The organism is Lysobacter arseniciresistens ZS79, from assembly GCF_000768335.1.
Lineage (GTDB): Bacteria > Pseudomonadota > Gammaproteobacteria > Xanthomonadales > Xanthomonadaceae > Novilysobacter > Novilysobacter arseniciresistens.
This window is the reverse complement of sequence record NZ_AVPT01000002.1, coordinates 149,767-175,399: the sequence shown is the minus strand read 5'-3', so window position 1 is coordinate 175,399 and position 25,633 is coordinate 149,767. Positions and strand designations below refer to the sequence as shown.

General features: G+C 70.2%; 25 protein-coding genes and 1 tRNA gene. 16 read left to right on the top strand and 10 right to left on the bottom strand.

Annotation, left to right across the window (positions count from 1 at the left end; genetic code table 11):
* Positions 1-52: 52 nt before the first annotated feature.
* Positions 53-901, bottom strand: a complete 849-nt coding sequence (locus N799_RS02195) for a DUF6689 family protein (protein WP_052101021.1) — start codon at positions 899-901, stop codon at positions 53-55.
* Positions 902-1,110: 209 nt separating this feature from the next.
* Here N799_RS02195 and N799_RS02190 point away from each other — a divergent pair, with 209 nt between their 5' ends.
* The 4 genes from N799_RS02190 to N799_RS15770 all read left to right on the top strand — a co-directional run bounded on the left by N799_RS02190 (position 1,111) and on the right by N799_RS15770 (position 4,832).
* Positions 1,111-3,627, top strand: a complete 2,517-nt coding sequence (locus tag N799_RS02190; RefSeq protein ID WP_203225012.1) for a S8 family peptidase — start codon at positions 1,111-1,113, stop codon at positions 3,625-3,627.
* Positions 3,628-4,026: 399 nt separating this feature from the next.
* On the top strand, positions 4,027-4,227 hold the full coding sequence (locus tag N799_RS02185) for a DMT family transporter (RefSeq protein WP_052101016.1): 201 nt from the start codon (positions 4,027-4,029) through the stop codon (positions 4,225-4,227).
* Positions 4,228-4,380: 153 nt separating this feature from the next.
* Complete coding sequence (locus tag N799_RS02180; protein WP_203225011.1) at positions 4,381-4,677, top strand: carboxymuconolactone decarboxylase family protein; 297 nt, start codon at positions 4,381-4,383, stop codon at positions 4,675-4,677.
* Positions 4,674-4,832: a carboxymuconolactone decarboxylase family protein gene (locus tag N799_RS15770; protein WP_203225010.1), complete on the top strand. Its 159-nt coding sequence runs from the start codon at positions 4,674-4,676 to the stop codon at positions 4,830-4,832. The genes N799_RS02180 and N799_RS15770 overlap by 4 nt, the downstream gene beginning before the upstream one ends.
* 370 nt (positions 4,833-5,202) lie before the next feature.
* Here the strand turns inward: N799_RS15770 and N799_RS02175 are convergent.
* Positions 5,203-5,278, bottom strand: a tRNA-Phe gene (locus tag N799_RS02175).
* Between the two features lie 158 nt (positions 5,279-5,436).
* On the opposite strand from N799_RS02175, the gene N799_RS02170 reads away from it, so the two are divergent.
* Positions 5,437-5,874, top strand: coding sequence for a DUF6491 family protein (locus N799_RS02170; RefSeq protein ID WP_052101013.1), 438 nt, complete (start codon positions 5,437-5,439; stop codon positions 5,872-5,874).
* Here N799_RS02170 and N799_RS02165 read toward each other — a convergent pair.
* The 4 genes from N799_RS02165 to ftsY form a co-directional block, all read right to left on the bottom strand.
* The gene (locus N799_RS02165) at positions 5,871-6,143 is read right to left on the bottom strand and encodes an oxidative damage protection protein (RefSeq protein WP_036207139.1); all 273 of its coding nucleotides are present in this window, start codon (positions 6,141-6,143) and stop codon (positions 5,871-5,873) included. The two genes, N799_RS02170 and N799_RS02165, sit on opposite strands and share 4 nt — an antisense overlap.
* Before the next feature lie 23 nt (positions 6,144-6,166).
* A complete protein-coding gene (gene mutY, locus N799_RS02160) occupies positions 6,167-7,279 on the bottom strand; it encodes an A/G-specific adenine glycosylase (RefSeq protein WP_052101010.1) in 1,113 nt (370 codons plus the stop codon).
* On the bottom strand, positions 7,272-8,471 hold the full coding sequence (locus N799_RS02155; protein ID WP_036207136.1) for an AsmA family protein: 1,200 nt from the start codon (positions 8,469-8,471) through the stop codon (positions 7,272-7,274). Before N799_RS02155 ends, mutY begins: the two co-directional genes overlap by 8 nt.
* 102 nt (positions 8,472-8,573) lie before the next feature.
* The gene (gene ftsY, locus N799_RS02150; protein WP_036207133.1) at positions 8,574-9,938 is read right to left on the bottom strand and encodes a signal recognition particle-docking protein FtsY; all 1,365 of its coding nucleotides are present in this window, start codon (positions 9,936-9,938) and stop codon (positions 8,574-8,576) included.
* A gap of 67 nt (positions 9,939-10,005) precedes the next feature.
* Between ftsY and rsmD the strand changes: the two genes are divergently transcribed.
* Genes rsmD through ggt form a run of 5 tightly spaced genes read left to right on the top strand, consistent with a single transcriptional unit; the run spans position 10,006 to position 13,835 of the window.
* On the top strand, positions 10,006-10,704 hold the full coding sequence (gene rsmD / locus N799_RS02145) for a 16S rRNA (guanine(966)-N(2))-methyltransferase RsmD (RefSeq protein ID WP_052101007.1): 699 nt from the start codon (positions 10,006-10,008) through the stop codon (positions 10,702-10,704).
* Entirely contained in the window at positions 10,701-11,204 is a 504-nt protein-coding gene (gene coaD, locus N799_RS02140) for a pantetheine-phosphate adenylyltransferase (protein WP_036207130.1), read from the top strand. The genes rsmD and coaD overlap by 4 nt, the downstream gene beginning before the upstream one ends.
* 53 nt (positions 11,205-11,257) lie before the next feature.
* Positions 11,258-11,767 (top strand): hypothetical protein, encoded by a 510-nt coding sequence (locus N799_RS02135; RefSeq protein WP_036207128.1) that lies wholly within the window; start codon positions 11,258-11,260, stop codon positions 11,765-11,767.
* Between the two features lie 57 nt (positions 11,768-11,824).
* Complete coding sequence (locus N799_RS02130) at positions 11,825-12,076, top strand: YfhL family 4Fe-4S dicluster ferredoxin (protein ID WP_036207125.1); 252 nt, start codon at positions 11,825-11,827, stop codon at positions 12,074-12,076.
* 16 nt (positions 12,077-12,092) lie between these two features.
* Entirely contained in the window at positions 12,093-13,835 is a 1,743-nt protein-coding gene (gene ggt, locus N799_RS02125) for a gamma-glutamyltransferase (protein WP_036207122.1), read from the top strand.
* A gap of 22 nt (positions 13,836-13,857) precedes the next feature.
* Here ggt and N799_RS02120 read toward each other — a convergent pair whose 3' ends face one another.
* Together N799_RS02120 and N799_RS02115 are read right to left on the bottom strand one after the other, a co-directional pair.
* A complete protein-coding gene (locus tag N799_RS02120) occupies positions 13,858-14,562 on the bottom strand; it encodes a tetratricopeptide repeat protein (protein WP_152597781.1) in 705 nt (234 codons plus the stop codon).
* Positions 14,563-14,653: 91 nt separating this feature from the next.
* Positions 14,654-15,796, bottom strand: a complete 1,143-nt coding sequence (locus N799_RS02115) for an alpha/beta hydrolase (protein WP_036207117.1) — start codon at positions 15,794-15,796, stop codon at positions 14,654-14,656.
* 196 nt (positions 15,797-15,992) lie between these two features.
* Between N799_RS02115 and N799_RS02110 the strand changes: the two genes are divergently transcribed.
* Both N799_RS02110 and N799_RS02105 read left to right on the top strand, forming a co-directional pair.
* Positions 15,993-16,883 (top strand): MBL fold metallo-hydrolase, encoded by an 891-nt coding sequence (locus N799_RS02110; RefSeq protein WP_036207114.1) that lies wholly within the window; start codon positions 15,993-15,995, stop codon positions 16,881-16,883.
* Positions 16,880-17,620, top strand: coding sequence for a TMEM43 family protein (locus N799_RS02105; RefSeq protein ID WP_036207112.1), 741 nt, complete (start codon positions 16,880-16,882; stop codon positions 17,618-17,620). Before N799_RS02110 ends, N799_RS02105 begins: the two co-directional genes overlap by 4 nt.
* A gap of 30 nt (positions 17,621-17,650) precedes the next feature.
* On the opposite strand, the gene N799_RS02100 is transcribed toward N799_RS02105, so the two are convergent.
* On the bottom strand, positions 17,651-19,147 hold the full coding sequence (locus N799_RS02100) for a catalase (protein WP_036207110.1): 1,497 nt from the start codon (positions 19,145-19,147) through the stop codon (positions 17,651-17,653).
* A gap of 192 nt (positions 19,148-19,339) precedes the next feature.
* On the bottom strand, positions 19,340-20,860 hold the full coding sequence (locus tag N799_RS02095; RefSeq protein ID WP_036207108.1) for an aminotransferase class III-fold pyridoxal phosphate-dependent enzyme: 1,521 nt from the start codon (positions 20,858-20,860) through the stop codon (positions 19,340-19,342).
* A 243-nt stretch (positions 20,861-21,103) separates the two neighbouring features.
* Between N799_RS02095 and queA the strand changes: the two genes are divergently transcribed.
* The 4 genes from queA (at position 21,104) to secD (ending at position 25,627) form a co-directional block, all read left to right on the top strand.
* Complete coding sequence (gene queA, locus N799_RS02090) at positions 21,104-22,156, top strand: tRNA preQ1(34) S-adenosylmethionine ribosyltransferase-isomerase QueA (RefSeq protein WP_036207106.1); 1,053 nt, start codon at positions 21,104-21,106, stop codon at positions 22,154-22,156.
* Positions 22,153-23,265, top strand: coding sequence for a tRNA guanosine(34) transglycosylase Tgt (gene tgt / locus N799_RS02085; protein ID WP_036207301.1), 1,113 nt, complete (start codon positions 22,153-22,155; stop codon positions 23,263-23,265). Before queA ends, tgt begins: the two co-directional genes overlap by 4 nt.
* A 104-nt stretch (positions 23,266-23,369) precedes the next feature.
* Entirely contained in the window at positions 23,370-23,705 is a 336-nt protein-coding gene (gene yajC / locus N799_RS02080; RefSeq protein ID WP_036207104.1) for a preprotein translocase subunit YajC, read from the top strand.
* A gap of 56 nt (positions 23,706-23,761) precedes the next feature.
* The gene (secD, locus tag N799_RS02075) at positions 23,762-25,627 is read left to right on the top strand and encodes a protein translocase subunit SecD (protein ID WP_036207102.1); all 1,866 of its coding nucleotides are present in this window, start codon (positions 23,762-23,764) and stop codon (positions 25,625-25,627) included.
* The last annotated feature ends 6 nt before the right edge of the window (positions 25,628-25,633 follow it).

The following is a 25,633-nucleotide window of genomic DNA, read 5'->3' as shown; positions in this document are numbered from 1 at the left end:
GCGTGGTGGGCCAGCGGCCGGTGCCCGCCGCGGCGGGCGGTGTGGGCGGCGACTACTGGCCGTAGTCCCGCAGGAAGGCGATGCTGAACTGCAGGGTCTCGGCGCCAGCGATGATTTCGCCTGCGTCGTTGCGGCTGCCTCCGGCGGCACGCCATTCGTCCTCGATGCCTGTCCCGGCCCGGGCCGCGGCATGCGCACGGATCGCGTCGAGTGCCGCCATCGCAGCGGGGTAGTCGCCGTGCCGCACAGCGGCTTCGGCCGCGTCGAGCCTCGAGCGGAAAGCCGGCTGCTCGGTGACCGGCAGCCCGTCGACGAGGCCCCGCAGGCGGTGGAACTTGGTGTCGATGACGCTGCCGGTCTCCCGCAGGTCGGCCACTACCAGGAATTGCGAGAAGCCGCCGGTGGTGCCGCGCGCACGGACGCTGCCGGGGGAAACATCCGAAGTGATGTCGCGGAACGCGCCGCCCAGTGGGGCCTTGATCAGGCGGTACGGCGTGGCCGGGGCGTAATCGAGCAGGTGCGTGTGCACTTCCACCCGGGCGGTGCGGTGGAAGGCCAGCCCGCCGAGCGGCGGCGGTTCGATAGTGATCATCAACGGCAGCGCGGAGTCGAGTTCGACCAGGGACAGGTCTGGCAGTCGCGCGAGCAGTGTCGGGTCCGACAGGTCCACCAGACGGGCGCTGACGCCCAGGCTGGAGGCGCTCAGTCCGGACGCTTCGTCAAAAGTGATGGTGAGGTCGGCCAGGACCTGGCCGGGCAGGCCGACTGTCGCGGTGGCGGTGTTGCCGCTGGCATTCACCGTGACCGGCAGCGACTGGGCCGCGGCCGGTGCGGCAAGCGCCAGCAGGGTGGTGAGCAGTGCGCCGGCAATGGCGTGGAGTTTCGACCGGGGCGACGACATACCGGATCTCCGGAGAACAGACACGATGGCCCGAGCGTAATACACCCGCCCGCGCGGGTCTGTAGGGGGTTCCACCCACGGCGGCGGGTTGAAGCCCGGCCGGCTGGGTGTTTTCCCCTGTGGCGGGTGGTGGCAACCCCGGATGGAACGTGGCGCCGCGGGGTGGGAACACTGGCGGCACCCCCTGCAATCCTCAATCCGGAGCCACCATGCCTGTCCAGTCCCCCGTGATAGCCCACCGTCGTTCCTTCCGCATCTGCGCCATCGCCGCCGGCATGATCGCCAGCGGAATGGCGCTCGCCGACGCCGACCTCGATCCGCAACTGCTGGCCCGGATGGCCGCGGCGGGCGCAACCGACGAGTTGCAGGTGGTGGTCAGCTACGACCAGTCGACCCCCGTCAGCGCCAGCCAGATAGCGACGCTGGAGTCGCTGGGGATCGACCGCGGCGTCACCATGCGCATCCTGCCGATCGCCGGGGCGCTCGCGACGCCCTCCGAGATCCGCGCGCTGGCGGCACGCGACGATGTACTGTCGATCCGCTTCAACGCGCCGCTGCGCTACTTCAACAAGGAGGCGCGGCAGGTCTCGGGGGCCGAGCACACGGTCGACCGGCCGGGCGATTTCGGCCAGGCGATTCCGTTCAGCGGTCGCGGCGTGACCGTCGTGGTCAACGATTCCGGTGTCGACGCGACCCACGAGGACATCAAGCTCGGCGAGCGCGTGGTGGAGAACGTGCTGGCCCCGCAGAACATCCTCGCCGAGGTGGCCGCGGACCTGGCGCCGGGCTTCGTGCCCATGACCTACCTGGAGGGCCAGCCCAATACCGACCTGGGCTCGGGCCACGGCACCCACCTCGCCGGCACCATCGCCGGCAGCGGAGAACGCTCGAACGGCCTCTATCGCGGTGTCGCACCGGGCGCGGACCTGGTTGGCTACGGCTCCGGCGCGGTGCTGTTCATCCTCGATGCGGTCGGCGGCCTGGACTACGCCGCGACCAACCAGTTCAGCTTCGACGCGCCGATCCGCGTCACCAGCAACTCGTGGGGAAGCTCCGGCGATTTCGACCCGCTGAATCCGGTCAACATCGCCACCTACGAGTTGTACAAGCGCGGTATCGTCAGCGTCTTCGCCGCCGGCAACGACGGTCCCGGCGAGGACACCCACAACCCGTACGCGCAGGCACCGTGGGTGATCTCGGTGGGGGCCGGCGAGAAGGACGCGGTACTGACCGGGTTCTCCTCGCGGGGCAAGCGCTTCGAGAACGGCACCTTCACCATGCCCGACGGCGTGCAGTGGACCTATTACAACGAACCGACCGTGGTCGCGACCGGCGTCGACATCGTCTCGACCCGCACCGCAACCGGCGCGCTGCCGCCACTGGCAGCCGAGTTCGACGCGGCCAACCTCGCACCCGAGCACCTGCCGTTCTACACACACATGAGCGGCACCTCGATGGCGACCCCGCATGTCGCCGGCATCGTCGCGCTGATGCTGGAGGCCAACCCGCGGCTCAAGCCAGCCGAGGTCCGTGACATCCTCGAACGGACCGCGACCAACATGACGGGGCGCCTGTTCTGGGAGGCGGGCGCCGGCCACGTCAATGCCTACGCCGCGGTCGCCGGGGCGGCCGGGCTGCGTGACGACTTTGGCGGCACCGTCAACGCGCTGCGCGAGTTCAACAGCAATGCCACCGTTGTCCCGGGCGCCGACCCGCTGCCGTTCTCGGTCGACTTCGCACCGGTCGGCACAGTCGAGGAGCAGAGCTTCACCGTCGGCCCGGACGTGGCCTGGGTGAATGCCCGGGCCGACATCGGCGACAACACCCTGGCACTGGTGCTTATCGACCCGGATGGCGTGCGCTACGGATCGGCGATTTCGCTGCCGGAACTCGGCCCCAGCGTCAGCACCGGCGGACCCGGCAAGGCCGGCACCTGGCGGATTACCGTGCGCGGCATCGGTTCGGTGTCCGGCGCCGATCTCGACCCGCTGGATGCCACCAACGGCTACGGTGCGCCCGGAACCGTGGAAGGCGAGATCGGTTTCATCAACAGCGGCGGCTACAGCGGCATGGACGACATCGCCGGCCACCCTGCACGCAAGGCGATCGAGTTCGCTGTTGCCAACCGGCTGGTGGATGGCTACTCGGACCGGCGTTTCCGGGCCGACCAGAACCTCAAGCGCAGCGAACTGGCCGAGTACCTGCTGATGGGCACCAGCATCCGCCAGTACCTGCCGTTCGACGGGCAGCCGAGCTTCTCGGACCTGGACCAGACGGATCGGGCGTACCCGTTCGCCGAATCCGCGATAGCCACCGGCGCCGCCCTGCGCGACCTCGGCTACACCCAGAACGGGGTGATGGGGCTGCACAACGGCGAGTTCCGCCCGAACGACGCGGTCACCCGCATGAGCCTGGCGTATTCGCTGGTGCAGAGCCTTGCGTTGCAGGACCAGGCGCTTGGATTCACCGGTGCGCTCACCGCGTTCCATGACGGCAAGCGGATCCCGCTCGACGACGCGGCGCAGATCCCGGCACCGTTGCGCGGCTACGTGCAGCTCGCGCTGGACCTCGGCCTCATCAACGCGCGCTTCGCCCTGAGCCAAGGGCCGTACGATCTGCAGCCGACCCTTCACGCGTACTTCGACCCGACCCGCAAGGTCACCCGGGCCGCCTACGCGGTGGCTGCCGGACGCTACCTGGGGCATTACCGGAGCGCCGAGGACTGAGGCCGGCTCCCCACAGATGCTGGAAGCGGGCCCGGTATTTTGCCGGGCCCTTTTTTTCGCGCCTGCGAACGATGGTGGTCCAGAACAAGACGCCCGCCGGCGTGTCGAGCGGGCGCGTTGATCACACATCAAAGCAATGGTGGCCGGGGAGGGAGTCCGAACCCTTCAGGATTGGCGCATAAGGGGTATTGCTCCCGCGTAGGCACGGTTGGGCCGTAGAGTCGCTTATGCCGTCGCGGACTTGGACGCGTACCTGGCTGCACACCGTGTGGAACCCAAGGTTGGGAGTCGCGGCCTTACCGTGCCGCGCGACGGTTCCCGGCGTCGAGCGCCTCAGCCGGGCTGTCAGGCCCGCCCGCAAAACGGGCTGCCTGTTCCCTGAGCCTTGCAGCCGATCTCATGCCGGAACAGGGCTGGTTGCTGGGCCGCAGCTTGACGGTCCTGCCGGTCGGCACCGCCTACGCCGTCTGGACGGGCATAGGGGCGGCCGGCACCGCGGCGGTGGGTATCTGGCTGTTCGGGGAATCGCTGAGCATGATGCGTTTGGGCGGCATCGCGCTGGTCGTCGTGGGCGTCTGCATGCTCAGGTTCGCGCCATGAGTTGACCCCGAGCCATGGCCCGGCCATGCATCTGTTCGCAGGTGCGCATCCCATCGCCTCCGTACACGGGTAGGGCCCTCGCTGACCATCGTCGCCACTCAGGCCTGACGCGCGCCGGCCGCCACACAAACCCTCCCTGCATAGAGAAAACCCATGTCCAGTCGAGTCAACCTTGGCAAAGCCCTTCCCGACCTGTACCAGGCCGTGGTCGGGCTCGACAGGTCCGCGACAAACGCGCTGAACGCTGCCGGCATCGCTTCCGGTTTCGCCCATCTGATCGCGCTTCGCGTCTCGCAGCTCAACCAGTGCGCCTTTTGCGTCCGGCTGCATGCCCGGGACGCGCTTGCCACAGGCGAGACAACGGACCGCATTGCGATGCTTCGGCTTGGCGAGAATCGGGCTACTTCACTGGCAAGGAGCGCGCTGCACTGGATATGGGCGAGGCCATGACCCTGATCTCCGACGGGCAGTTCGCCGACGACCGGTACGAAGCGGCGGCCATGCACCTTTCGCCGGACGAAGTCGCAGCAATCGCGTGGCATGGGATCGTCGTCAATGCCTGGAACCGGGTCGCGATTTCCAGCCGGTATGAAGTCAAACCCTGACGGGATGGCGGAAGGCGTCGCGGACAGTTGTTCTCCGGCTCCCTCAGCCGCTTGGCGTCTTCGGCCTCCATGCCGCCGCTTCGTCCGCCAGACGTAGTAGCTGGCCGGGCTGAAGCTGCTCCGCGGTGAAGCGACTCTCGCGCATGTCCGCCCATTCTGGATGACGGACTCTGCGTAGCTTCGACGGGTACGGCTCTGTGGGGGCAGGTCACTGCCGGGGTTGCTGCGGATCGAGGTCCGAGCCCATCGAGGCGAGGATGATCGCCGTGCTACCCCGGAGGAGGGATGATGGAAGGCGAAGCACCCTCCAATGAAAAGCCCCGCCGGCCTGAATGCCTTGCGGGGCTTGGGTTCTACGCCACTTCAAGAATGGTGGCCGGGGAGGGAATCGAACCCCCGACACGGGGATTTTCAATCCCCTGCTCTACCAACTGAGCTACCCGGCCACTACACGGTCGGGCCGTGCGAGGAGCGGCATGATACGGGGCGCCGGCAGAGCTGGCAAGCTGCCGCGCGCTGAACGTGCTTCGCCGGTGCCGTGCCGCGCAACGCGGGGAGGGGCATGATGGACGCGACACCAGTGCCAAACACCCGGGAGTCAGCCATGAAGACGCAAACCCTCACCGCCGCGCGGCTGTCGCCCGCGCTCGCGGCGCTCGCGCTGCTGGCCGGTTGCGCCACCGGCCCGACGCTGTCGGAGACCCAGCGCCAGCAGATCTACTTCGACCACGCCGGCGCGCCGGTCAACAAGTTCAGCTACTTCGGCACCCTGCACAGCTGGGAGCCGATCGGCGACGACGCGCTGGTGGTCTGGACGCGGCCGAGCGACGCCTACCTGCTGCGGCTGGCCAGCGCCTGCCCGCGGCTGGACGTGGCGCGGTCGATCTCACTGAGCGACCAGACCGGCGCGGTGTTCGCCGGCCTCGACAACGTGGTGGTCCTGGACCAGTCGACCAGCATCCCGTGCCGGATCGAGACGATCCAGCCGCTCGACGTCAAGGCGATCCGGCAGGCCGAGGACGTGGCCCGCGCGTCGCTCTAGGCCGCCGGCGGGACGTAGCCGGCCGGCTTCTCGGCGTTGCCGCCGAACAGGAACTTGAGCATCTCGCCTTCGAGGAAGGCGCGGTGCTCGGGGTTCATCGGCGACAGCCGGTTCTCGTTGATCAGCATGGTCTGGTGCGCGAGCCACGCGGCCCACGCGCCCTTGCCGATGTGGGCGTAGACGCGCTTGCCGGCCGGGCCGGGCCAGGGCACGAAATCGAGCCCCTCGGTTTCGCGTTTCTCGTATTCGCAGTAGACGGCGCGCGGCATGGCGGACCTCGTGTGGGGGGTTGTCAGCGCCCGGTTTCGAGCAGGCGGCGGATCGGCGCGGGGATGCCGAGCGCGTCCAGTTGCCCGCGCGCGACCCAGCGCAGGCCGTCATTGTCCCCGACCGCGCCGCGCAGGGCGATGCCGCGCCAGTGCAGCGGGCGCAGTTCCAGCCTGTAGTGACTGAAGGCGTGGGCGATGGCCGGCGTTTCGGTGGCGGCGTCGAAGTCGCCGTCCAGGTGGCGGTCAAACCACCTGCGCGCCGCGGCGATGTCGTCGGCCTGCGGCAGCGTCCACAGCGATGCCCAGAGGCCGGTCGGCGGGCGCTGTTGCAGCAGCACGCGGCCGTCGGCGTCCTCGACCCACAGCACGTGGGCGTGACGCTGCGGCAGCACCTTGCCGGGTCGGGGCGTCGGCAGCTGGGCGGTGCGGCCTTCGATGCGGGCGACGCAATCGGCCTGCAGCGGGCACAGCACGCAGGCCGGGTCCGCGCGTGTGCACAGGGTCGCGCCGAGGTCCATCTGCGCCTGGGTGTAGTCGGGCATGCGCGCGTCGGGCAGGTGTTGTCCGGCCAGCTTCCACAGCTCGCGCTCGACCGCGGGCGTGCCCGGCCAGCCGGCGATGCCGTGGTAGCGCGCGAGCACGCGTTTGACGTTGCCGTCGAGGATCGCGTGGCGGTCACCCCAGGCCTGCGAGAGGATCGCCGCGGCGGTGCTGCGGCCGATGCCGGGCAGGGCGACGAGGGCGTCGATATCACGCGGCAGCTCGCCGTCGTGCAGTTCCACGCAGCGGCGCGCGGCGGCGCGCAGGTTGCGGGCGCGGGCGTAGTAGCCCAGCCCCGACCACAGCGCGAGCACCTGTTCGAGGTCGGCGGCGGCGAGCGAGGGCAGGTCGGGCAGGGCGGCGACGAAGCGCTCGAAATAGGGCGCGGCGGTCCGTACCTGGGTCTGCTGCAGCATGATTTCCGACAGCCACACGCGGTAGGGCGTGCGCGGGTGCTGCCACGGCAGGTCGTGGCGGCCGCTGCGGTCGAACCAGGCGAGCAGGCGGGTGGCGAAGCTGTCGCCGGCCGCGGGTGGCGCGGCTTCGGCCTGCTGGTGCGTGTCGTCACCGGCGCGTTGGGTGGATGCTTCAGTCATCGGCGGGGTCTTCGCTGAATTCGATCTCGACGCCTTCGAGCGTCGCGCCGGCGATTTCCAGTCGCGGCGTCGAGAAGGTGCCGTCCAGCGGTGGCAGCGGCGTGCCGGTGTCGATCCGGTCGACCCAGGCGAGTACGTCGGGCAGGCGGAAGCGGGCGTCGAACGCGGTCACGCCGCGCTGCAGATTGAGGCGGGCCGGTCCGGACAGACTGGCCGGGCCGGAGTAGTCGAGCGCGAACGGCAGCGGCGCGTCGGCCCGGTCGAGCGGCGGTGGCAGCGACGGCCACGCTTGGGGCCAGCCGGCGAGGGTGCCTTCCAGACCCAGCGAAAGCCCCCCGTCCCACGCGAAGCGGCCAAGACCATCGAGGTCCGGCACCGGTCCTTGCCCCGGTCCGCGCAGCGCAACGCCCAGCGGCGCGACCGTGAAGCGGCCGTCGCGGTAACGCACCGGCCCGGCCAGCCCGAACACGAACGGCAGCTCGCGCCCGTCCGCCACGCGCTGGGCGTCGGCGCCGAGCCGGAACCCGTCCAGCCCCAGCGCATCGTCGCCGTCGTGCAGCCGTCCCGAGAAGGTCGTCCGCATCGGCAGCCGCCACTGCGGCGTCACCACCGTCGCGATGCCCGACGCACCCAGCGCGGCGTCCATCGACGGCGCCGTCAGCACCGCCTGCAGGTCGAACGGCACCGTGGTGTCGCCGTTGCGGAAACGCCCGCCGATGCGGCCGGCGACCGTGCGGTCGGGATGCAGCGACGGCAGTTGCAGCGCGATGCGGTCGACCGACCATCCATCGCCAAGGACCTCGCCGCGGGTGACCTCCAGGCCGCCGGTGAGGGTCGGGATGCGCACCTCGCCGGATGGCGGGCGACTTTCGCGCCAGCGTTGCAATGCGGCCAGGTCGAGCCGGGGCGCGTCCAGCTCGACATGGTCCACGGTCAGTTCCGCGCCGCGGCTGCGCAGGGTCGACCACGGCAACGACAGCAACACGCGCCCGGCCCGCAGCACGGGCGTGTCAGCGCCCGGCTGCCGCGCCACGAGGTCGCGCACGACCAGGGTCGGGTTGCCGCGCAAGGTGTACTCGCTGATGCCGCTGGCGCTGATCTCCAGCCCGAGCGCGGCGCCTGTGCGGTCGAGGACGAGCCCGGCCACCCGCGGCGGCTGGACGAGCCAGGTCAGCGCCAGCGCGAGCAGCACCGACGCCGCCGCGACGGCAAGCCAGAGCCGCCTCCCGCGCGGAGTCAGTCGCGTTGCCAGCCTGTTGCGGGGTGCCGGTCCGGTTTCCACCTGCCGGCCCGGCTAGGTGCCGAGCGTCTCCGGCAGCAGCGCGTCGACGAATGCCTCGGCATCGAACACGCGCAGGTCCTCCGGCCGCTCGCCGATGCCGGCGAAGCGGATCGGGATGCCGAACTCGCGGGCCAGCGCGAACACCACGCCACCCTTGGCGGTGCCGTCGAGCTTGGTCACCACCAAGCCGGTCACGCCGACCGCGGCGTGGAACTGGCGCAACTGGCTGACCGCGTTCTGGCCGGTGGTACCGTCGATCACCATCAGCACCTCGTGCGGCGCGGACGGGTCGATCTTCTGCAGCACGCGCTTGATCTTGCCAAGCTCGGCCATCAGTCCCTGCTGGGTGTGCAGGCGGCCGGCGGTGTCGGCGATCAGCACCTCGATGTTGCGGGCGGTGGCGGCTTGCAGCGCGTCGAACGCGACCGAGGCGGCGTCGGCGTTCTGGCCTTGGGCGATGACGGCCACGCCGTTGCGCTCGCCCCAGGCCTGCAGCTGCGCGACGGCGGCGGCGCGGAAGGTGTCGCCGGCGGCCAGCATCAGCGGCCGGCCCTCGTCCTTGAAGCGCTTGGCCAGCTTGCCGATGGTGGTGGTCTTGCCGACGCCGTTGACGCCCACGGTCAGCAGCACGAAGGGTTTGCCGTCACGCGCGACCCGCAGCGGCACGGCGACCGGGCGCAGCAGCGCCAGCAGCTGTTCGCGCAGGGCCAGCAGCAGCGCGTGGGCGTCGGCGAATTCGCGCGCGTTCATGCGCTTGCGCAAGCCGGCGACGAGTTCGGTGGTCGCGGCCACGCCGACATCGGCGGTGATCAGCGCGGTCTCGATCTGGTCGAGCAGGTCCTCGTCGAGTTTCGGGTTGGTGTAGAACAGCCCGCCGAAGCTGCGCGCGAACGCGCTGCCGCGCAGGCGCTCGCGCCAGCCGCGCTTGCCGGCCGGGGCCGCGGCGGCGCCAGGGTTGGCGACGCCGGGGAGGTCGGGTTCCGCCGGCGCTTCGGGTGCGGGTCGGGGGGCGGGCGCCGGGGTGGGAGGCGCGGGTGCGGGTTCCGGGGCCAAAGCGGCCGGCGCGGTTGCGGGCGTCGGAGCGGGAGCCTCGACAGCGGCCGCCGGGACTTCGGTTTCCGCTGGTTCCGCCGCTACGGCGGGTTTTCGGGCCGCATCGTGCGACTCTTCCACCGCTTCGGCCGGTTTTTCGACCACCGCGGCCCGGTCATCCACCGGCGCCGCAACAGGGGCCGGGTCGGGCGCCCTGGGCGCGACCGGCGCATCGCCCGATGGCGCGGTCGGGAACGCCGCCGCCAGTTCCTCGGCACTGTAGCGTCGCGCGGACTCGCTGCCGGCAGGCGTTTCAGGCTTCTTGCGGCGGAAGAAACTGACCATCGGATGGCGGCCCGGGACATGTTGGACAATGGCCGCACATGCTAGCACCGGCCCGGAACCCGTCCCGATGAAGAAACCCCGCCCGAGGCGCACCGGCGCGGCCCCCGCGGCGCGCCAGCCGGCATCGCGAGCCACGCCCGGACAGGTCCGGATCATCGGCGGCCGCTGGCGTGGCAGCCGCCTGCCGGTGCTCGACATCGACGGGCTGCGACCGACCTCCGACCGTGCCCGCGAAACCCTGTTCAACTGGCTCGCGCCGGTGCTTCCGGGTGCCCGCGTGCTCGACCTGTTCGCCGGCAGCGGTGCGCTCGGGCTGGAGGCGCTGTCGCGCGGCGCCGTCTCGGCGGTGCTGGTCGAACGCGATGCCTCGCAGGCGCGCACCCTATTGGAAGCCAGCCTGCGCCTGCCCGGCGGCGAGGCCGCCAGCGTCGTACAGGCCGACGCGGTCGCATGGCTCGCCGGCCAGCCGCGCCACGGCTTCGACATCGCATTCGTCGACCCGCCGTTCGGCGCCGGGCTGTGGGACCCGGTGCTGGCGGCGCTGGACCCGGTCGTCGCCGGCGACGGCTGGCTGTATGTCGAGGCGCCCGCCGACGGCCACGTTGCGGTACCGGCCGGCTGGCGGCTGCACCGCGAGGGCCGCACGCGCGAGGTCCGGCACGCCCTGTACCGCCGCGCCGGCGGGTCGCCCGGCGGGGCCGCTGATACACTGCCGGACGACCCGGCAGGCCTGGATGGCCGCCCCACCGAAGCCGCCGACCAATGACCCTGGCCCGCAAACGAATCGCCGTCTATCCCGGCACCTTCGACCCGATCACCAACGGCCACGTCGACCTCGTCGACCGCGCCGCGCAGCTGTTCGACCGGCTGATCATCGGGGTCGCCGAGAGCCCGGCCAAGCGTCCCGCGCTGCCGCTGGAGCTGCGCGTGCAGCTCGCGCGGGACGCCGTCGCCCACCATCCGCACGTCGAGGTGCGCGGCTTCGATTCGCTGCTGGCGCATTTCGTGTCCGAGGTCGGCGCGGGCGTGCTGATGCGTGGCCTGCGCGCGGTGTCGGACTTCGAATACGAGTTCCAGCTGGCGAGCATGAACCGCCACCTGATTCCCGAGGTCGAGACGCTGTTCCTGACCCCGGCCGAGCAGTACGGATTCATCTCGTCGTCGCTGGTGCGCGAGATCTCCCGCCTCGGCGGCGATGTTTCCGGCTTTGTCCCGCCGGCGGTGGCCGATGCGCTGCAGGCCCAGTGGCGGCGCAGCCAGCCGTGACCTTCCGATCCACCCGTCCCACCCGCCTTTCCGACCCAACCAGGGGAGCTACGATGAAAACCACCACCCGCCTGCTGCTGATCGCCCTGCTGTCGCTGCCGCTGCTGGCCGCCTGCCAGAAGGACGATGCCGCCTCCGACACCGTCGCCGACGCCGACGCCAAGCCGGCCGTGACCCGTCCCGCCGACAACAACGACGAGCAGGCCTGGGGCGTGTACCTGTCCGACGTGGTCACCCGCAACATGGGCGACATCAGCAACAACCCGTACCTGTACTACCTGCCGTCGTCCGAGTCGGCCGGCTTCGAGGGCGCGCACGAGCGGCTGAAGGAAGAGATCGAGGTCGCGATGCAGCGCGGCATCGTCGAGGGCAACCTGGTCGCGTTCGGCTCGCCGGAGTCGGCGATGATGGCCGACATCGTCGTCGGCGCGTTCGCCAAGGTCGATCCGGGTTCGATGAAGGGCGTCAAGCTGCTCTTCATCGGCGACGCGGCCGACAACGAGCGCGTGCGCGCCGCGGTCGAGCCGGCCGGCGTGAACTACCAGTTCGTCGAGGCCAAGTGATGCAGGGGCCCGCGCCTGCCGCCTCGGCGGGCGCGGGCGTCCCGATGCGCGAGCCCCATGTCCCTCAAGATCAACGATCTGTGCGTCAACTGCGACGTCTGTGAACCGGCCTGCCCGAACCAGGCGATATCGCAGGGCGAAACCATCTACGTGATCGACCCGGCCCGGTGCACCGAGTGCGTGGGCCACTTCGACGAGCCACAATGCGTCGTTGTCTGTCCGGTCGAGTGCATCGACCCCGATCCGGACCTTTCCGAATCACACGAGCAACTGCTGGCCAAGCTGCTGCGCCTGCAACAGGGTTCGTGACCAACAGGAGCGAGCGATGCACAAGGCACTGCGACCGGTTCTGACCGCCGGCGTCCTGGCCGGCCTGCTGGCCGGCTGCGCGACCACCGCCCCCGCGCATGACGGCGCGCCCACCGCGGCCGCGGCCGCGATCACCCCGCCGGGCACCGCGATCGCAAGCGCGCACTCGCTCGCCACCGAAGCCGGGCTGGAGATGATCCGCCGCGGCGGCAACGCGTTCGACGCGGCGGTGGCGGTGTCATCGACGCTGTCGGTGGTCGAACCGATCAGTTCCGGCCTGGGCGGCGGCGGGTTCTTCCTGCTGCACGACGCCGACAGCGGCCGCGACGTGTTCATCGACGCGCGCGAGACCGCGCCCGCGTCGGCCACGCCCGAGGCCTACCTCGACGCCGACGGCGGGCTCGACCGCGACCGCGCCACCAACGGCCCGTGGTCGGCCGGCATCCCCGGCCTGCCGGCGGCGCTGGTGCACCTGGCGCGCGAGTACGGCGAGCTGCCGCTGTCGACCTCGCTGGCACCGGCGATCCGCATCGCCCGCGAAGGCTTCCCGGTCTACGAGCGGCTCGAACGCGGCTACGCCCGCCGCAGCGCGGTGATGGAACGCTACCGCGGCACCCGCGAGGTGTTCCTGGCGGACGGCGACCCGCCGCAGGTCGGCGAGACCCTGCGCCAGCCCGATCTCGCCCGCACGCTGGAACTGATCGCCGCGCAGGGCTTCGACGGCTTCTACCGCGGCGACGTCGGCCAGGCGCTGATCGCCTCGGTGGCCGAGGAAGGCGGCCGCTGGACCGTCGATGACCTCGCCGGCTATGAGGTCCGCCTGCGCGAGCCGATCGGGTTCGACTACCGCGGCTGGCACGTCGTCACCGCGCCGCCGCCGTCGTCGGGCGGCGTCGCGCTGGCGCAGATGCTGCAGATCCTGGGCGGCTGGGACCTGGCCGCGATGGAGGAGCCCGACCGCATCCACCTGGTCGTCGAAGCAATGCGGCGCGCCTACCGCGACCGCACGATCTACCTGGGCGACCCGGACTTCGTCGATATGCCGCTGGCGCTGCTGACCGACCCGGCCTACGCCGCCGGCCTGCGTGCCACCATCCACCCCGACCGGGCCACCCCGAGCGACCTGCTGTCCGGCCAGCCGGTGCCGCTCGAGGACGACGAGACCACCCACTTCTCGATCATCGATGGCGAAGGCAACCGGGTGTCGGCCACCCAGACCGTCAACCTGCTGTACGGCTCCGGCCTGGTCGCGCCGGGCACCGGGGTGCTGCTCAACAACGAGATGGATGACTTCGCGCTCAAGCCCGGCACGCCGAACGCCTTTGGCGTGATGGGCTTCGCGGCCAACGCGGTGGAGCCGGGCAAGCGCATGCTCAGTTCGATGACGCCGACCTTCATCGAGTCCGACGACAAGGTGGCGATCCTCGGCGCGCCGGGCGGCAGCCGGATCATCACCGAGGTGCTGGTCGGCATCCTCGGCTTCGATGCCGGCCTCGACGCCCAGCAGGTCGCCGCGCTGCCGCGCTATCACCACCAGTGGCTGCCCGACGTCATCTCGGCCGAGGCGGGCGCGCTGTCGCCGTCGACTGTGAAGACGCTGGAGGCGATGGGCCACACCGTCAACGCCGGCGAGGACACCTGGGGCAACCTGCAGGCGGTCGCCTGGGACAAGCGCAGCGGCGAGCTGTCCGGCGGCACCGACCCGCGCAACCCGGTCGGCGAGGCCGCGGTGCTGCCGGAGTCAACCACGAATCCCTGATCACAAATCGGCAGAGGTGATGTCAGGGTCCGTCTTCTTTCATGTCATCCCCGTGGTCTAGCGCGCGAGGCTCATCGACCACCTCCAGCGGGCCCAGTCTCACATCGCCGCTGCGCGCCCCATCGAAGAATCGGTCCGCACGCTGATCCATGCGCATAAGCATGCTGCTGGCGGAGCCCTGCCCGAGGCCCGCGATATAGACCCTCGAGAAGGGGTCCCGCGCCGTTGCGCGCCGCAGGTCGCGGGTTTCGCGTTCGTAACGGGTCGCGGCGCGCCTGACAGTAAACTCATCGGCGTAGGCCGGCCACATTTCCGCCAGCATATGCTCGGCCCGCTGGCGTTCGACCTTGCTCGAGTGTCGTCGTGCATACGCCAGCGCGGCGTCCATGTCGCGGTCGTGGCGTTCGGCGGCCAATGTCATCCACGCCAGCCCCAACGGACGGTTTGACGGCGTGCCATCACCTTGGAAATGCATCAAGCCGAGTACGTACTGGGCACGCTTGTGGCCCCACCCGGCGGCGCGCTCGAAATAGTCGATCGCCGCTCTGGCGTAGCCATCCGCCAGCCGGTGGCCGCCGATGCAGAAGTAGTAGTCCCCGGGCAGATAAAGTTCCATAACGGCCGGGCAGTTCACCAGCCGGGTGTGTTCGGGTACCGACTGCGCCCTCGCTGGAAGCATCATGAACAGCACGGCAAGGGCGAGGGTGGTCGCTGCAAGTATCCGCACGGCGGTCTCCTCACTACCGCGGTTGGCGGACGCAGTATGCGCCCCACCGCTTGGCGCGCATCACGACGGCCGCGGCGGCGACCCGTTGCCGCTACCGCGCAGTCGCCGGTGGCGCGGTATCCGCGTCGGCCGGAACCGCCAGCGGTCGCACGTACCGCAGCAGGCTCACCAGCGTCTTGCCGGGCTCCTCCCACGGCATCATGTGCGCGGAGTTCTCGAACCACACCGCGCGCTTGTACGGCGCATCGACCTGCTCCAGCCACTCGGCGGTGGGCGCCGACGGGGTGGTGTAGTCGTGCCGGCCCAGGAACATCACCACCGGGATCGGGAATTCATCCACGCCGCTCATGTCGACCTGCAGGAACGCATCGAGCAGGCGGCCGAGGGTGAACACGTTGCCCTCGAAGAACGCCTCGCGGTCCTCGCAGTCGTATGCCGGCGACAGCAGCGACGCGCTGTAGTAGTAGTCCTGCCCGGCGTCGCGGTAGGCGTTGAGGCCGCCGTAGTGCTGCGGCCACTTGCGGGCGATGATGATGCGCTCGCGGGTGATCGGCTGGTCGCCGGGGTAGGGCGAGATCGACTCGATCTCGGCGATCGCCGTGGCGTTGCCGTCCCTGCGGGCCTGCTGCAGGCCGTATTCGACGCTGAGCCGTTCGTTGGTCGCGGTGTTGATGACCTGGCCGATGCCGACGTAGGCGTGGAACAGGTCGGGGCGCTCGAGCGCGGCCTTCATGCCGACCACGGTGCCCCAGCTGTGGCCGACCAGGACCAGCTTGTCCTTGCCGTAGCGCTCGCGCAGGTGCTCGGCGAGCTCGATCGCATCGTCGACGTAGGTGTCGATGCGGATGGTGTCGGCGATCGACTCCGGGTCGGTCTCCAGGTAGGTCTTGCCGGCGCCGCGCTGGTCGTAATGGGCGACGGTGAAGTACTCCTCGATTGGCCGCTGGAACTGCCAGGTGCTCGGCATCGTCGGCGAGGCGGGGCCACCGTGGACGAACAGGATCATCGGGTTGTCGCGGTGCTCGCCGCGCACGTTGACCCACTGGTCGATGCCGCCGATCTCCGTCTTGTAGGTGTCCTGGATGCCGTCGGGGGTGACGATCCGCTGCAGGTCCTCGACGACCCCGCGGGCCTTGCGGAAATGCTCGTCGCCCGGGCATTGCTGCGCCGCGGCGACGTACGGGATTGCCAGCAGGGCGGCGGCGACCAGCGCCGGCAGCAGTGGTTTGCGCATCGTGTCCTCCTTGGGGGAACGGCCGGCCGTGGTTCCGGCCCTCACTGGAAAGGATGCGGCGAGAACCCTTGGGGTTGCACGCCGGTGGCGCGGGACACTGTGCCCCGCCCCGCGGAACGGCGTGAGGTTCCCCTCCATCGCCCGATCGCCGATCATGGCGTTGGTGCAGCGGGGCTGCGAATGGACGGGAGCCGGCATGAAACTCTGGTCGCTGATGGGCAACAGCCAGAAGCTCGACGGCGGCGCGATGTTCGGCAACGCGCCGCGGGCGATGTGGAGCAAGTGGTCGCCGCCGGACGACGCCAACCGCATCGAGCTGGCCTGCCGCGCGCTGCTGGCGGCGCCGCTGGCGGGGAAGACCGTACTGTTCGAGACCGGCATCGGCGCGTTCTTCGAACCGAAGCTGCGTGAACGCTACGGCGTGGTCGAGGACCGCCACGTGCTGCTCGAGTCGCTGGCCGGGGCCGGTTTCCAGCCCGCCGACATCGACGTGGTGGTGCTGTCGCACCTGCACTTCGACCACGCCGGCGGCCTGCTGGCGCCGCATGCCGAGGGCGAGCCGCTGCGGCTGGTGTTCCCCAACGCGCATTACGTGATCGGCCGCGAACACTGGCAGCGCGCGCTGGCGCCGCACCCGCGCGACCGCGCCAGCTTCATCCCGGAACTGCCGGCGCTGATCGAGACGACCGGGCGGCTGGAACTGGTCGACGGTGAATATTCGAAGACACTCGGCGACGCCGTGCGCTTCCACTACAGCGACGGACACACGCCGGGCCTGATGCTGGCCGAGATCGTCGGGCCCGAGCGCGTCGACGGCGAAGCCCACGGCGGCGTGGTGTTCTGCGCCGACCTGATCCCCGGGCGGCCGTGGGTGCACGTGCCGATCACGATGGGCTACGACCGCAACGCCGAACTGCTGATCGACGAGAAGCAGGCGTTCCTGGCCGACAAGCTCGCGCGCAACGTCCATCTGTTCTTCACCCACGACCCGGGTTGCGCGCTCGCCAGCGTGACCCGCGACGAGCGCGGCCGCTACGCCACCGAGCACGAGGTGGCCGAACTGCGGGCGAGGGCGCTGGCTGCATGAAGCGGCTCGTGGTGCTTGCCTGCGCGTGGCTGGCGGCGACGTGGCTCGCCGCCGGCACCGTGTCCGCGCAGGTGCCGCTCGATGCCGCGCCGGAAGGCTCGCTGGCGTCCGGCGGGGAGCTGGTCGACCGCGAGTTCGGCGTGGGCACCCACCGCTTCGGGCTCGACCGCCGGGTCGAGATGTTCCAGTGGCTGCGCACCGGCGACGGCCGCTACGAGCGCGCCTGGAAGGCGGCGCTGGTCGATTCGTCGGGCTTCGCCCCGGGGCATGAAAACCCGCCGTCGATCCCGCTCGACAGCCTGCGCGTGTGGGCGCAGGACGCCACCCTCGACGGATGGCCGATCGACGTCACCGTACTCAAGGTCCTCGGTCGCTGGGAGGATTTCCGTCCGAACTTCTCGCGGCTGCCGGGCAACCTGTCGGCGACGTTCCAGCCCGACGGCGACGGCCTGACGAGCTCCGAGAACCCCCTCGACCCGCAGATCGGCGACCTGCGCGTGACGTGGCGCGAACTGGTGCTGCCGTCGCTGGCCGGGCGTGTCCGCCTGATCGACGGCACATGGCAGCTGGCGCCGCGCGCTAACCGCAACCCCGCCACCCCGGCTGTGCCGCAGGCGAGTGCCGCCGTCGCCGTGACCGGTACCGCCGCGCCGCGGGCCTCCCACTGGCCCTGGTGGATCGGCGGTGCGGTCCTGCTGGTGGCCGGCCTGGCCTGGCTGTCGCGGCGGCGACGCTGACACGCAGCGTCGCCGCACACGCGGCAGGCTTCAACCTTCGCCCATGCCTTCGGCCGGTTCCGGCGCGGCGCCCGCGCGGACCTTGTCCTCGATCCGCTGGCCGACGCCGGGGTCGATGTTCTTCCAGTACTCGAACGCGCGCTCCAGCACCGGGCTGCGCACGCCGCCGAGCAGGCTGCCGGCGACCTGGTCGACCAGCGCGTCGCGCTCGGCGTCGCCCAGCACCTCGCGCACGAGCGTGCCGGGCTGGCCGAAGTCGTCATCCTCGGCGTGCAGGGTGTAGGCGCTGCGCACCATCTCGCCGTCGGCCTCCCAGCCATCGTCGACCGCGCCGGTCTGGTCCGCCCACGGCCGGCCACCGCTGTTGGGCGCGTGCACGGGCGCGTGGCCGCTGTGGTGGTAGGCCATCTGGCCGTCGAACATGTAGCTGTTGACCGGCACCTTCGGCTGGTTGACCGGCAACTGGTGGAAGTTGGTGCCGATCCGGTTGCGCTGTGCGTCGGCATAGGCGAACGCGCGGCCCAGCAGCATCTTGTCGGGTGACAAGCCAATCCCCGGCACCGTGTTGCCCGGCGAGAACGCCGCTTGCTCGATCTGGGCGAAGAAGTTCTCCGGGTTGCGGTTGAGCGTCATCGTGCCGACCGGGATCAGCGGGTAGTCGGCATGCGGCCAGACCTTGGTCAGGTCGAACGGATTGAAGCGGTAGTCGGCGGCGTCGGCATAGGGCATCACCTGCACCGAGAGCTTCCACTTCGGGTGCTCGCCGCGGGCGATCGCGTTGAACAGGTCGGCGCGGTGGAAGTCGGCGTCGCGGCCCGCCATCTCGGCGGCCTCGGCGTTGCTGAAGTACTGCATGCCCTGCTCGGTGTGGAAGTGGTACTTGACCCAGAACTTCTCGCCCTCGGCATTCACCCACATGTAGGTGTGCGAGCCGTAGCCGTTCATGTGCCGCCAGGTCCGCGGCAGCCCGCGGATGCCCATCACGTAGGTGACCTGGTGCGCGGTCTCCGGGTTGCTGGTCCAGAAGTCCCACTGCATGTGGTTGTCGCGCAGGCCGGAGTCGGGCAGGCGCTTCTGGCTGCGGATGAAGTGCGGGAACTTCATCGGGTCGCGCACGAAGAACACGGGGGTGTTGTTGCCGACCAGGTCGTAGTTGCCCTCGTCGGTGTAGAACTTCAGCGAGAAGCCGCGCACGTCGCGCCAGGTGTCGGGGCTGCCCTGTTCGCCGGCGACGGTGGAGAAGCGCGCCAGCATGTCGGTCTTCGCGCCCTTCCGGAACAGCGCGGCCTTCGTGTACTTCGACACGTCTTCGGTGGTCTCGAACACGCCGAACGCGCCGGCGCCCTTGGCGTGCGGCTGGCGCTCGGGGACCTTCTCGCGGTTGAAGTGCGCCATCTGCTCGAGGAAGTGCACGTCGTGCAGCAGGATCGGGCCGTTCGGGCCGATCGTCAGCGAGTTGCGGTCGCTCGGGGCGGGGGCGCCGGTGCCGGTGGTGGAACCGGGGTGGCGGGCGTCGTTCTTGCTCATGTGGGGCTCCTTGGTCGCGATGGCTGCCTGGGTGCTACCTACATTGCCTTCCTCTATCGAAATGCTCCATTCGATTCTTCGTATCACTTCGATAGAGGGTGTCTTGCCGGGACCTATCCTAGGCTGGAACCGCGGCGCACAAAAAAGGCCGGGGCATGCCCGGCCTTTTCGTCACTGCGTCGGCGCATCCGCTCAGGCCGCGGCGGCCTCGCTGGCACGCGGGCCTTCGCGGAGCGCGCGGCCGACCATCGACACCAGCAGGTCGAGTTCCTCGCCGGTCATGGTGAAGGTCGGGGTGAAGCGCAGCGAGTTGGCGCCGCCGTGGATCACGCCGATCCCGTGCTCGCGCAGCCACTCCTCGGTGGAGTTGGCGCCGTAGCACTTGAACTGCGGCGAGAGCTCGCAGGAGAACAGCAGGCCGGTGCCCTGGACCTTGGTGATCAGCCCGCCGAGCTCGGCCTTGAGCTTCTCCAGCCTGGCGATCGCCTCGGCGCCTCGGGCGCGGATGTTCTCGCGCACGTCGGGCGTCACCATCGACAGCACCGCGCAGGCGGTATCGAGCGCGCGCGGGTTGGTCGTCATGGTGTTGCCGTACAGGCCCTTGCGGTAGATCCCGGCGGCGTGCTCGCTGACCGCGAGCACCGACAGCGGGTACTGGCCGGCGTTGAGCGCCTTGGAGTAGGTCTCCATGTCCGGCGCCTCGACGTTCTCGAAGCCGGGGTAGTCAACGATCGACAGCACGCCGTTGGCGCGCAGGCCGGCCTGGATCGAGTCGACCAGCAGCAGCGAGCCGTGGTCCTTGGTCAGCCGGCGGGCGGCGCTGTAGAACTCGACCGGCACGCTGCGGCCCGGGTCGCCTTCGCCCATGACGGGTTCCAGGAACATCGCCTCGATGAACCAGCCGTTGGCCTCGGCATCGGCGAACACCTGCTCCAGCGCCGCGGTGTCGTACGGCTGGATCGCGATGACGCTGTCCTCACCGCGGTAGCTGGCCAGGTACTGCAGGTAGGTCTTGCGGGTGGAATCCGAGTACAGCGCCGGGCGGTCGGTGCGGCCGTGGAAACCACCCTTGACCACCACGCGCTTGATGGTGCGGCCCGCGTGGCGGCCGCCTTCGTCGGTCATCGTCCGCGCGTTGGTGTCGGCGATACGGGCGGCGAGGGTGACCGACTCGGAGCCCGAGTTGAGGCACAGGAAGTGGCTGTACGGGCACTCGCGGCCAAGCCCGATCGCCTCGCGCAGCATGCCGCTGAAGCGCAGCTGCGACACGCTCGGGGTCATGATGTTGGCCATCGCCTGCGGCTTGGCCATCGCCTCGATCACGCTGGCCGGCGCATGCCCGAAACCGAGCATGCCGTAGCCGCCGGAGTCGTGCAGCACCGCGCCCTTGAGGGTGACGACCCACGGCCCGCGGGCGGCGAGGGCGACGTACGGGTTGACCGCGTCGTCCTGGTAGAAGTTGACGTAGCCGGCCTGGATGGTCTCGGCCTGCGCGCGCTCGTCGAGTTCGAGCAGATCGGCCGCCTGGCGGCCCAGCGCGCCGTCGCGGATGCGGCCGTACTCGGCCACCGCGGCATCGACCGCCGCCGCCAGGTCGGCATTGCCGGCGAAACGGGCGAGGGTGGCGTCGTCGAGGCCGACCGTGCGGCGTTCGCCGCCGTGGGCGCGCAGCGGTGCGAGCCGGGCGACGATGGAATCGGAAGCGCTGGACATTCGGGTCGGTTCTCCTGTGATGCGGAAAACGCCCCGGAAACGCACAGGTCGGGTCTGTTGCGGCGCCAGGCGGCGCCCATTACCCGTTTGGATGAATCCCGTGGTCCAGCGTTTTCCGTTAAAAAACAAATGGTTGCGCGATTCTACCATGCGCGGCCGGTGGGGCATAACCCCCGCCACCAGTACACTGTGCCGTTTTCCCGGCGCCGCCTCCCGCGGCCGTCGCGTGCCGCGAGCCTCCCGTTGAAGAAGTCCGATTTCACCTACGACCTGCCGCCCGGGCTGATCGCCCAGGCGCCGCTGCCGCAACGTTCGGCCAGCCGCCTGCTGCAGGTGCCGCCGGCCCCGGCGCCATTTTCCGACCATGTGTTCTCGGACCTGCCCGGGCTGCTGCGCGCCGGCGACCTGCTGGTGTTCAACGACACCCGGGTGATCCCGGCGCGGCTGTTCGGTACCAAGGCGACCGGGGGCCGGGTCGAGATCCTGATCGAGCGCCTGCTTGGCGGTGCCGACGCGCGTGCGCAACTGGGCGTGAGCAAGTCGCCGAAGGCCGGCGCGCGGATCACGCTGGACGCCGGTGGCGTGGCCGAGGTGCTCGGTCGCGACGGCGAGTTCTACCACCTGCGCTTCCACGTGGCCGAGGGGCTGGAGCAGTGGCTGCTGCACGCCGGCCGGCTGCCGCTGCCGCCGTACATCCAGCGCGAACCCGGCGCCGACGACGCCGAGCGCTACCAGACCGTGTTCGCCCGCAACACCGGCGCGGTCGCCGCGCCCACCGCCGGCCTGCACTTCGACCAGCCGCTGCTCGACACGCTCGCGGCCATGGGGGTGCAGTCCGGCCACGTCACCCTGCACGTGGGCGCCGGGACCTTCCAGCCGGTCCGGGTCGACGACCTGTCCGAGCACGTGATGCACAGCGAGTGGATCAACGTCGGCGCGGCGCTGGTCGAGCAGGTGCGCCGCACGCGCGCAGCCGGTGGGCGCGTGATCGCCGTCGGCACCACCGTCGTGCGCGCGCTGGAGACCGCGATACAGCGCACCGACGCCAACCCGGACGGCGAGCTGCAGCCGTTCGCCGGCGAGAGCCGCCTGTTCATCCTGCCCGGCTACCGGATCCGCTCGGTCGACGCGCTGGTCACCAACTTCCACCTGCCCGAGAGCACCCTGCTGATGATGGTTTCCGCGTTCGCCGGCAAGGAGCGGGTGTTCGCCGCCTATCGCCACGCCATCGACGCCGGCTACCGGTTCTTCTCCTACGGCGACGCGATGCTGCTGTGGCCGGAGGCGCGCGCATGAGCCGGATGTCGTTCGAGCTGCTCGCCACCGACGGCGCCGCCCGCCGCGGCCGCATGAGCTTCCCGCGCGGCACGGTCGAGACCCCGGCGTTCATGCCGGTCGGCACCTATGGTTCGGTCAAGGGCGTGCTGCCGCAGCAGGTCCGCGAGCTGGGCGCCGAGATCATCCTCGGCAACACCTTCCACCTGTACCTGCGGCCGGGGCTGGAGGTGATCGAGGCGCACGGCGGGCTGCACGGCTTCGAGCGCTGGGACGGGCCGATCCTGACCGATTCGGGCGGCTTCCAGGTGTTCTCGCTCGCACACAAGCGCAAGATCACCGAGCAGGGCGTCACCTTCGCCGCGCCGACCGACGGCAGCCGGGTGTTCCTCGGTCCCGAGGAGAGCATGCGGATCCAGAAGGTGCTCGGCTCGGACATCGTGATGATCTTCGACGAGTGCACGCCGTACCCGGCCACCGAGCAGGTCGCGCACGCCTCGATGGAGCTGAGCCTGCGCTGGGCCGAGCGTTCGAAGCGGGCGCACGAGGGCAACGACGCGGCACTGTTCGGGATCGTCCAGGGCGGCGTGCACCGCGAGCTGCGCACGCGCTCGGCCGCGTCGCTCAAGGACATCGGCTTCGACGGCTACGCCATCGGCGGCCTCGCGGTCGGCGAGCCGGAGGCCGAGCGCAACGCGATGCTCGACCACACCGCGCCGCAACTGCCCGCCGACCGTCCGCGCTACCTGATGGGCGTCGGTCGGCCGGAGGACCTGGTCGAGGCGGTCGCGCGCGGGGTCGACATGTTCGACTGCGTGATGCCGACCCGCAACGCGCGCAATGGCCACTTCTTCACCGCCGAAGGCGTCGTCCGCATCCGCAACTCGAAGTACGAGAAGGACCTGGGCCCGATCGAGGAAGGCTGCGACTGCCTCGCCTGCGCCGGCGGCTTCAGCCGCAGCTACCTGCGCCACCTGGACCGCTGCAACGAGATGCTCGGGCCGATGCTGGGCACCCTGCACAACCTGCGCCACTACCAGCGGCTGATGGCCGGCATGCGCGAGGCGATCGCGCAGGGAACCTTCGGCGCCTTCCGCGAGTCCTTCTACGCGGCCCGCACGCCCGGATGACGGCCGGCGGGGCCCACCGCTCCCGCCAACGCCCGTCCCGGCAAGGCCAGCGCCGCCGCCGTGGCATAATCCCCGGCTATTTTCAGTCCTTCACGGATACCGACATGAACCTGCTCGACCTCGTGATCGCCCCCGCCCACGCCCAGACCGCGGCCCAGCCGGGCGGCTTCGGCATGTCGCTGCTGTTCCCGATCCTGCTGATCGGCGTGATGTACTTCCTGATGATCCGCCCGCAGATGAAGCGCGCCAAGGAGCACAAGGCGATGCTGGAGAAGCTCTCGCGCGGCGACGAAGTGCTGACCAACGGCGGCATTGCGGGCACCGTGGTCGACCTGGGCGACAACTTCATCACCGTCGAGGTCGCCGCCAACGTGCGTATCCGCGTGCAGAAGGGCTCGATCGCCAACGTCCTGCCCAAGGGCACCTTGAAGTCGGCCTGAGCCGCCGCCACACCACTTGACCAACGGCGGCCGGGGAGCTGCCGCAGGGGCAATCGATGCTGACTTACGCGCGCTGGAAATACGTCGTACTGGTGCTGGCCATCCTGCTGAGCACGCTGTACGCGTTGCCCAACCTGTACCAGAAGGATCCCTCCGTCCAGGTCACCGCCGCCCGCGGCGCACCGGTCGACGCCGCGCTGGTTGAGCGTATCGAAACCGCGCTCGACGCCGCCGGCGTGCCGGTCAAGGCGGTCGAGCTGGGTGACGAGGACGTGCTGGTCCGGCTGCCCAGTGCGGAGGCCCAGAGCGAGGCCTCCGACGCGCTGGAGCCGGTGCTCGGCAGCGACTACGTGTCGGCGCTCAACCTCGCCTCGACCGTGCCGGACTGGCTGACGGCGCTGGGCGCCAAGGGCATGTCGCTCGGCCTCGATCTGCAGGGTGGCGTGCACTTCCTGATGCAGGTCGACCAGGAAGCCGCGCTCGACAAGCACGTGACCGCGATCGTCGAGGACGCCCGGGTGGTGCTGCGCGACGCCCGCATCCGCTACGAGTCGGTCAGCCGCCGTCCCGACAACCGCGTGGTCATCACCCTGGCCGACGCCGCCGATGTCGAAAAGGCGCGCCAGCAGATCGCCACCAGCCAGCCGGCGCTGACCGCCGAGGTCGAAGGCCGGACGATCACCCTGTCGATTCCCGATGCCGAACTGCAGCGCATGGCGACCGCCGCGCTGGAGCAGAACCTCGGCACCCTGCGCAACCGCATCAACGCCCTCGGCGTGGCCGAACCGCTGATCCAGCGGCAGGGCAGCGACCGCATCGTGGTCGAGCTGGCCGGCGTGCAGGACACCGCCGAAGCCAAGCGGCTGATCGGTGCTACCGCCACCCTCGAGTACCGCGCGGTGGTCGAGGGCAACGCCTACGACGCGGTCGCCAGCGGCAACGTGCCGCCACAGGCCAAGGTCTATTACCGCAAGGAGCTCGGCCCGGACGGCAAGCCGATCCCGATCCTGCTCAACAAGCGCGTGATCGCCTCGGGCGACCAGCTGATCGGCGCCACCTCGGGCATGGACCCGCAGACCGGCACGCCGTCGGTGTCGGTGCGGCTGGATGCCTCCGGTGGCCAGCGCATGTTCGACTTCACCAGCCAGAACGTCGGCAAGCCGATGGCGGTGGTCTACATCGAGCGCATCCCCGAGGTGCGGATGGTCAACGGCGAGGAAGTCCGGACCACCCGTGTCAGCGAGGAGGTGATCTCGGTCGCCACCATCAACGGCGTCTTCAGCAAGGAGTTCCAGACCACCGGCCTGGACAGCGCCCGCGAGGCGGCCGACCTGGCGCTGCTGCTGCGCTCCGGTTCGCTGGCGGCGCCGATGGACTTCGTCGAGGAGCGTGTCGTCGGCCCGAGCCTGGGCAAGGAGAACATCGAGCGCGGCCTGACCGCGGTCATCTTCGCCTTCTGTTTCGCGCTGCTGTTCTTCCTGGTCTACTACCGCATGTTCGGCCTGATTACCTGTGCCGCGCTGCTGCTCAACATCCTGATGCTGGTGGCGGTGATGTCGCTGTTCGGCGCCACCCTGACCCTGCCGGGCCTGGCGGGCATCGCGCTGACCGTCGCGCTGTCGGTGGATGCGAACGTACTGATCAACGAGCGCATCCGCGAGGAACTGCGCGCCGGCATGCCGCCCAAGACCGCGATCGCCACCGGATACGAGAAGGCGTCCGGCACCATCATGGACGCCAACATGACCGCGGTCCTGGCAGGCGTCGCGCTGTTCGCGTTCGGCACCGGGCCGGTCAAGGGCTTCGCGGTGTCGCTGATCGTCGGCATCGTGACCTCGATGTACACCGCGGTGTCCGGTTCGCGCGCGATGGCCACGCTGATCTACGGCTGGCGCAAGAAACTCAAGTCCATCGCGATCTGACGGGAA